The sequence below is a fragment of the Polyangium sorediatum genome (genome assembly GCF_029946465.1).
Classification (GTDB): Bacteria; Myxococcota_A; Polyangia; order Polyangiales; family Polyangiaceae; genus Polyangium; species Polyangium fumosum.
Genome location: NZ_JARZHI010000150.1, coordinates 1 through 7306, shown reverse-complemented (window position 1 = coordinate 7306; position 7306 = coordinate 1). Strand labels below are relative to the sequence as shown.

The window sequence follows — 7306 nt, the reverse complement described above, 5'->3', positions numbered from 1 at the left end:
CGATGCGCGAGACCTCCGCACGAATGGCCGCCGCTTGTTGTTCCGTATGCATGTTGAGGCTCCTTCCGGTTGGGAGCCTGGGCACGGGGGCCACGGGACGTCAGGACGGGGGGCGGCGAGGACTTACCTCGAATGCCGCCTCCCTGGATAGACGGCGAGCACTACCGTCGCCGGTTGAGCCTGGGGAATAGCCACATATACTCGTCGTCATCCTAGTCGAATAGCTTAAGCTACTTTTCACGCTGCTTCCGAAGCCACAGATCCATTTGTTCCCAATGCTCTTCGTAGTTGTCCACGCGAGGCATAGGATCTGTTTGGAAGGAACAGCGGGGACTGGGCGGGGTGTCTGCTCGTCAGTTGCGTCGCTGTCATGATTGTGCATATGCCTTAATGCACCACAAGGCGATTATCACAACGACGTCGCTGCGCCATTCTCGGGCCGACCGGATCGCCCGAAAGCCATTCATCCGATCTACGAACCCTTCCCGACCCCTTCCAAGCTCTTCGCGGCGACGATCTTCGACCCGACGGCCGTGTCGATGAGGGCCAAGAGGACCTGCCCGATCGCCGCCAAGAGGAAGCCGAAGCCGTAGAGGCCTCCTCCGGCCGTCACGCCGAGCAGCCCAACCACGAGGCCCAGCTCGGATCCGAACCCGGGCGCTCGGTAGACGATGATTCCGCCGATCACGCCACCGATCCCCAGGACGACCCCAAGCGCCTTGAAGAGGAAGCCCACCCCGTCGAGCCCGCGCGCGTGAGCGACCGCATCTCTGTATGAGGATCGGCCCGCCTCAAAGGTTGCTTCGATCGCCTTCGTGGACTCTGCCGTCGTCGTGTCCGCCATCGTGAGACCTCCAGTGACCTTCGGTTAGGCCGCTACCACGCCAACGACAAACGGATCAACCTAAAAGTTGCTTTTTAGGTACCCGGAGTCCCGGCCATCGGTGTCGGGATGGAGGATCCCGACCACCTGATCCGCGAGGTTGGCCGACGCGTCTTGGAACTGCGTCGCGGTGCCAGCATGACGCAGGCCGGGTTCGCGGAAGCGATGCAGGCGTCGGTTCAGTACGTGAGCCGGATCGAGCGCGGTCAGGAGAACCTCACGCTGCACACGCTGGCGAGGATCGCCAACGTCCTCGGGGTTCGCGTGCTCGATCTACTGCAACCACCAGCCGATACGGTCGCGGAGGTTCGTCGGGGTCGCCCTCGAAAAACCCCCGGATGATGAAGGAAGCCTGATGGCCTGACGGCTTCCTTCATGAAGAGGACGGCGGGGGAACGAGACGGAGCCATCCTCGCCCGTTCGGCAATTCGCGTGCGCCCGTCGGTTTGGCTTCGAGCCCTTCGGGCGGTCCAGGCCGCTTGATCGGAGTGAGTTCTTTGACCCTGGGTCGCTCCCCGGCGGGTTCGGAGAGGGCCAGCTCGACCAGCTCCTCGATCGACCAGACATGATCGGCGATTCCCGCCTCCATGGCTGGCGTGACGCGCAAGCTTTCATGAACGCGACAGAAATTATACCAGGCGACGTGCAGGCTCACAGCAGCCCGATGATTTTCGAGCTTCTTCGAGAAGCCGTTGCACAATCTCGTGAAGCGCCGGATCTGCATCCGAACCGTGAGGTTTGCCCGCTCAATGTGCGAGGTTGATGCCCGGTCGAGATCCGGAGAACCACGTCCCCTGCTCTTCGTGATGAACGGGTCGCGCGGGGGCTCGTATCGATGATCATGACGCTCGCCGTCCGGGCGGCCCTTCCGCGTGTAGTTCTTCTGGATGACGGCGTAGTCGACGCTTCCGGGCGCGAAGCTCTGGCCGATCGCGTCGGCGTAGCTCTTCCACCCATCGGTCGAGATCTCGGGGACCGTGACGAGTCGGATGCGTAGATCCCGAATGAACGCGCGCGTGTTCTCCTCGTCGCGCTTCCCGACCCGGTACGCGATCATGAGCTTCTGCGCCCTCGCCATCGCGAGGAACGTGTAGGCGTCGCCGAACTCGGGCGGATCCTCGTCCTTCAATCGGGCCTGCTTCTTCTGCACGTACGACCAGATCTCGTCACACTGGATCTCGCGGATATCGAGATCGCGCACGAGCCGGTCATGAAGTCGGTCGCAGCCGAGACCGACCTTCAAGAGAAGCGACAGGACCGTGGGTTTGCTCACGCCCGTTAGTCGTTCGGTCGCGCGGATCGATGCGCCCTCTACGAGGTGACGCACGACATCGGCGCGCTTCGCCATCGGCAGCACGTTGGCCACAAGAAGCCTTGCCTCTCTCCGGAGGTTGGCCCATGCTGCGCAGTGCGACGTGCGTTGGATGGGCCACCATCCGGCGTTCCGCAGCCCCACCGGTCGACCCTAACGGCCGGCGGGGCGTTTCGTTTGTGGTCTCCACGGTAGCGAGAACTTCAAGAAACTGAAGGAGTTTCTTCAGGAGATAGGACATTGGTTGTCCAATGTCCTGGGGATGAGGAGGGCCTTGGGGAGGCATGTTCCCCCCCGGGGCAAGTGCATCGGCTCGGAAGCATCACAACGTGAGCCTTGACACTGCTACTGCGCGCTGGGTAGGCTGACCGGCACGAATAGGATAGGCCGAGCGATCGGAAGGTAATGACGATATGAATTCTCCGAGTGTGTTCTCAGCAGTTCTGCCATCTCTCGTCGCAACTGATTCGGCTGGAGCACAAGTGCTCACCGGATCGGGGGCCGTGGCCATTGCCGTAGATGGAAACATTCGGATCGACATCGCGGCACCTGGGTTGGGACCTGGCGTCGGACTCTCCGCAATTCCTGATCGGTGTGAGATAAACGGTACCACCATTGATGGTGACAGTCTCACCGGGCACCATGCGTACGCGACAGACGCCTCTACCCATTGGACATCACCACCGATAATACCTCCCTCAACCGACGTTTCTTTTGTTCCCACGGAGCTTTTGCTGGTTCAACCTGGTGCCGACGTCGCAAAGTGGGACAAGAAGGTTTTGCTGCTGAAAGGGCCCCGTGTCGTACAGCCCGAAACATGGAAGTATGGGGACTTGCTCTTCGCACTCCAAGCCTTCCCATCACCGAGGCCGGGAGTATGGTCGGGCGATGTAACCGCCGAACTCTTGATCGAGCGCGTACAGCCTGTGGCCAACTTCGACGACATAAGGCTTGCGACGCTTGCGCTCTTGAGCCTCGCATCACGGACGCAGACGAGATGCTTGCTGGAGACTTCATTTAACGGCACTAATGTGTTGTGTCGTCGAGCGTTTCCGCAACCCGGAGACGTGGTTGGCGGGCATCCGCTAATTAGCCAAGGCGGTTTGGCGAATTTTATGTCTCAAACCATGGCGCCGTACTTGGCACAGTCAGCCAACTACTCATTAGACACTGCAATCACCTACTACTGCCGTTCCCACCAGGAGAATCTGGCGGAGGCAAAGTTTATATTTGCGGGCGTCGCAATGGAATCGCTCAAGTTCTATTGGGCATTGAACGTCGCCCGGTTTACACCAGACGACAAGCGTTCGGGTCTGATCCGCGGTTTCAAGAAGGCAAGCGGTGCCAACTATACGTTTGAAGAGCTGATGATGGGATTGGCGGGCCACCTTGGTCTGACACACACATACACTTTTATCGAGGAGAGGAACGCGCTCTTCCACACTGGTCGATCTGCTGCCGCGCAGTTACATACAGGCTCGACTTGGCCGCACCTTCGTCCGGTGCTTCAAACAGTCCAGGACTAACTGGATGATATTCTCCTAACGATTCTGCGCTACGGTGGCCCGTTTCGTCGCTACTGGGACGCTGATAGTGTCTACACGTTTCCCGGACGGGCAAAGCTGCCTTGAAGCTGCCTTAGTTCCTATGCGTTCATGGATTTGTCCAGCCACCCTCGGCGGCTGCCCCTATGGCGTCTCCTGAACTCGCCTTGAAGGAGCTAGTGACCGCCACGCTTATAACAATACGGGCGTACAGTGGTCGTGAGGCATGCCATCCCCTTGACGAAACCGTTTACACGCGCCGACGCACACGCTCGGGGTACGCCCTCCCTCGTTCTCGACCCTTGCCCTGCTCGATCTCCGTACGAATCGCCGCCGCTCGCTGATGGTTTCGCATCCGGTGCTCCCTTCGGAGCGCCAGCGTCGGAGGCGCGTGCCGTCCGTGTCACGACGGGGGGAGCGAGGTCGTACGGCGGGGCGCCTCCCGGGAGCTGCGGGTGCGACCGCGCGCTGTCGCGGTGGCGAAAAAAGCTGACACTGACAACGCCGTTGGCGTAGAGTCTGCGTTCGTTCGTTCCGATAGTTGCGCGCCGGCACCACGGGGTCAAGGATGGGTATTTCAGAAGAGCATCGACATAAGCTAGTCCGACTTCGAGACCAGGCCCGCAAAGGTCGCCTCGTCGTTCTCGCGGGCGCAGGCGTGTCGATGCCACCCCCGTCCAACCGCCCTAGTTGGTCCGCATTGGTTGGTCGAATGGCTGAGCACGCGCGGCAGTTCTCTCCAAAGCGGGCAGATGCAATCGTTGAGCAAAAACAAACCGACCTCCTGGCCGCGATCGATCTTTACGAAATAGGAAACATAATCCCCAAACGAGAGCGTGACGAGTTTCTTCGAAACGAATTTCATACTGAACCGCAGCAAGTTCCTGAGATCTGTCGCGACTTGGCTAGAATTGACGCCGCCGCCTGGTTTACCACGAACTATGACTCAAATCTGCGCCATGCCTTGCGGGACCGTGTTCTCGATGCATTGACGAATTCTGACGAAGATTTGCGTGCGGCAATTAGTTTGCTGGGGAGTCAGAGGCTTTTAGTTCATCTTCATGGTCGAGCAGCAGTGCCAGAGTTAATGGTACTTGGCTCGCGTTCATACGCGCGGCTTACGTCACGTGAAGCATACGAGCAACTGCTGCGTGACACATTTTTGAATTATTCAGTCGTTGCAATAGGCTTCAGTTTTACCGATCCTCCGTTCATACAACTGCTCCAGTACATCGGTGAGCACCTGGGCGGAGCAGGTCGTCAGACGCACGTTGCAATTTTGCCTCAAGATACGGCAGCCGATAAGAATCTATTGCAAAGTGCAAACTTCGAGTTGGTGCTCTACGACTCGTCGAAGGGTCATGAGTACGCCGGAGAGTGCGTGCGGCACTTGGCCCGTCCGGTCGAACAGTCTGAACTCGTCGTTGCGACAGGAATTCTGCCTGATCAGGGCAGAATCGACGGCCTCGTCCGCATCCTCGTTTCGTTGACCAGTAAGCATCGAAATCAGACGTTCGATATGGCGGCAGGAGCCATCGTGGTCAACGAAATCCAGGATCGGCCGCTACGAAGTGATGTACTAGCCAAGAAGGTGTCGCGTAACTACGGACTCTCTTCAGACCTTGCTCAGAAACTAATCGAACGTGGTGTTGCTGCGCTGCATAGTGCAGATGCACTGGAGAGTCCCGAGGAGCCGCTAAAGCTCAAGAGGGAGAGCATTCCTCCGTCGCCGCCGTACCCAGAGATCACGAAGACTATAAAGTCGCGTTTGCTTTCGATCGATCGAACCGTCGGACGTAGCGGTAAGGTGCATACCGCCGCAATCGATGTAATACGCAAGGTAATGATCGTGCAGGGAATGACGGCTGCTCGTTCGTTCCTAAACGAGGACCGTCCAGACGCGTATCTTTTGTCGCAGGTGGTGGATGCCGCAATCGCGCTCACACCAAATCCGTCGGCTAGCACGGCGGTGATAAAGCAAGCTGTCATAGAACTGTTGCGTGACCCTTCGCCCGAGATAAGCCGTGAGTTGTTCTATCTGGCAAATGCAGCATTCGCATTAGAAACAATATTCCTAAACCCGACGGATTCCAATGTTGGCGCCACATTGAATTGGCGCATATATCTGGACTCCAATGTGGCGATGCGTGCACTCCATCCGGCTTGCGACGCTTCGGGCGGTATCACAAAGTTACTGTCCCGGTTGAAGCAACTACGGGTCCCAATGTTCATGCTGGGACCCATTTCCAGCGAAATTTTTACGCATGTCGAGATGATCGGCCGGGAGATCGCTGCCTTCGGACCTAGTGCACGCATCGCCGAGTATCTTGAAAGATCGCCAGCCCGCGAACACTCTCCGATCCTGCGCTGGTACAGCTGGGGAGTCGAATCTGGTCGCTGGAGATCGTATCAAGAGTTCCGAAAAACATCCGAACTCGTGACGTGGACACAACTTCAATTGCAGCTCACGAGACTCGGCATCGACGTCGAAGGTGAGGACGCGGTTAGGCGGCTAGATACGGGAGAACGTGAGACTCTTTGGGATGCGCTTCGCAAGTGGCGGAGAGAGGATCAGTTTTCGCAGGGGGCGCGCCGCTTGAGACGGGCGGAGGCAACGCAGGTCATGTGGATCGCGCAACTCCGGGAAGCTGGTGTTCGAGCCTGGTTCTTGTCTCAGGATGGCCAGCTGCGCAGGGCGCTGAAGTTCATCGATCGCGGAAAATATGCCGGAGTCGTCGCGACTCCGACGGCCTGGATGCTCCGTCTAAATCAGGTTCATTGGGCTGAGGTGGACGTGGCAGGGTTCTCGGAACTCATGTGGGCAGTTCCGCTTACTTCACCTGTCGAGCGCCTCAGAAAGCTGGTCGTCGCCGAGGTTTTGGAGCGCTCCCCTGATCTGGCGGGGAAACATCCTGAGTGGCTAAGAGATCAGATCGAGGGACTATTTACTGACGTCGAGTCACTGGTTGACGCTGATCTGGACAGTGATGCCGACGAAACATCTGCTATTCTACAGTGGAGCCAGCAATTGGTGCCCAAGACGGTAGAGGACATTCTCGACCGTCTGGCGGAGGAGGCTGAGACCAGTCCCCAGCGTACACGTCTGACACCTACTGCCCCACCACGAGGGGAAGGAACTGCCCTAGCGGGCAAAACATCGAAGAGCGCGAAGCGCTCTTCGATGCGCAAGCGCCGTCGATAAGCTGGACACGTCCCGCCCGCCTTGCCGGCCGAAACTTTCGAGGGGTGGGCTGTATCACCTCGTCGCGCCCCGTCTGACGCCGTCCCGCCCCATACTGAGTGATCTGTATAACATCCGGCAGCTCGGCCCCGTGATGGTTAGGTAGATCGCTAGTCTCTGTTAAGCGGGCTTCTGGCCTCCAAACCCGACCCCTGGCCCCAGCTCCGGCTTCGCTGGCCTTCGCCGCCTGGCCGACTGGTCGTAACACCTCGCCCACCCCCGTCTGGACGCCGCCCCGCCCCCGTGGCAGGCGCCGCGAGCACGCGCATCCGGGCCTGCCACCGCGCGCCAACGGGCTTCGACAGCAAGCACCGCGCAGACGCCTG

At 59.1% G+C, this 7306-nt stretch carries 4 protein-coding genes and 1 pseudogene; 3 read left to right on the top strand and 2 right to left on the bottom strand.

The genetic code is table 11. The features are described from left to right. Positions 1 to 472: 472 nt before the first annotated feature. A complete protein-coding gene (locus QHF89_RS49535) occupies positions 473 to 844 on the bottom strand; it encodes a hypothetical protein (RefSeq protein ID WP_136973386.1) in 372 nt (123 codons plus the stop codon). A gap of 108 nt (positions 845 to 952) precedes the next feature. On the opposite strand from QHF89_RS49535, the gene QHF89_RS49530 reads away from it, so the two are divergent. Then, positions 953 to 1225 (top strand): helix-turn-helix domain-containing protein, encoded by a 273-nt coding sequence (locus tag QHF89_RS49530; protein WP_136973385.1) that lies wholly within the window; start codon positions 953 to 955, stop codon positions 1223 to 1225. A gap of 52 nt (positions 1226 to 1277) precedes the next feature. Here the strand turns inward: QHF89_RS49530 and QHF89_RS49525 are convergent. Then, a pseudogene (locus QHF89_RS49525) lies at positions 1278 to 2231 on the bottom strand (IS1 family transposase); the annotation flags it as partial. 377 nt (positions 2232 to 2608) lie between these two features. Here QHF89_RS49525 and QHF89_RS49520 point away from each other — a divergent pair. Together QHF89_RS49520 and QHF89_RS49515 are read left to right on the top strand one after the other, a co-directional pair. After that, a complete protein-coding gene (locus QHF89_RS49520; protein ID WP_284722011.1) occupies positions 2609 to 3721 on the top strand; it encodes a hypothetical protein in 1113 nt (370 codons plus the stop codon). A gap of 730 nt (positions 3722 to 4451) precedes the next feature. Next, entirely contained in the window at positions 4452 to 6941 is a 2490-nt protein-coding gene (locus QHF89_RS49515; RefSeq protein WP_284722010.1) for an SIR2 family NAD-dependent protein deacylase, read from the top strand. Positions 6942 to 7306 lie beyond the last annotated feature (365 nt).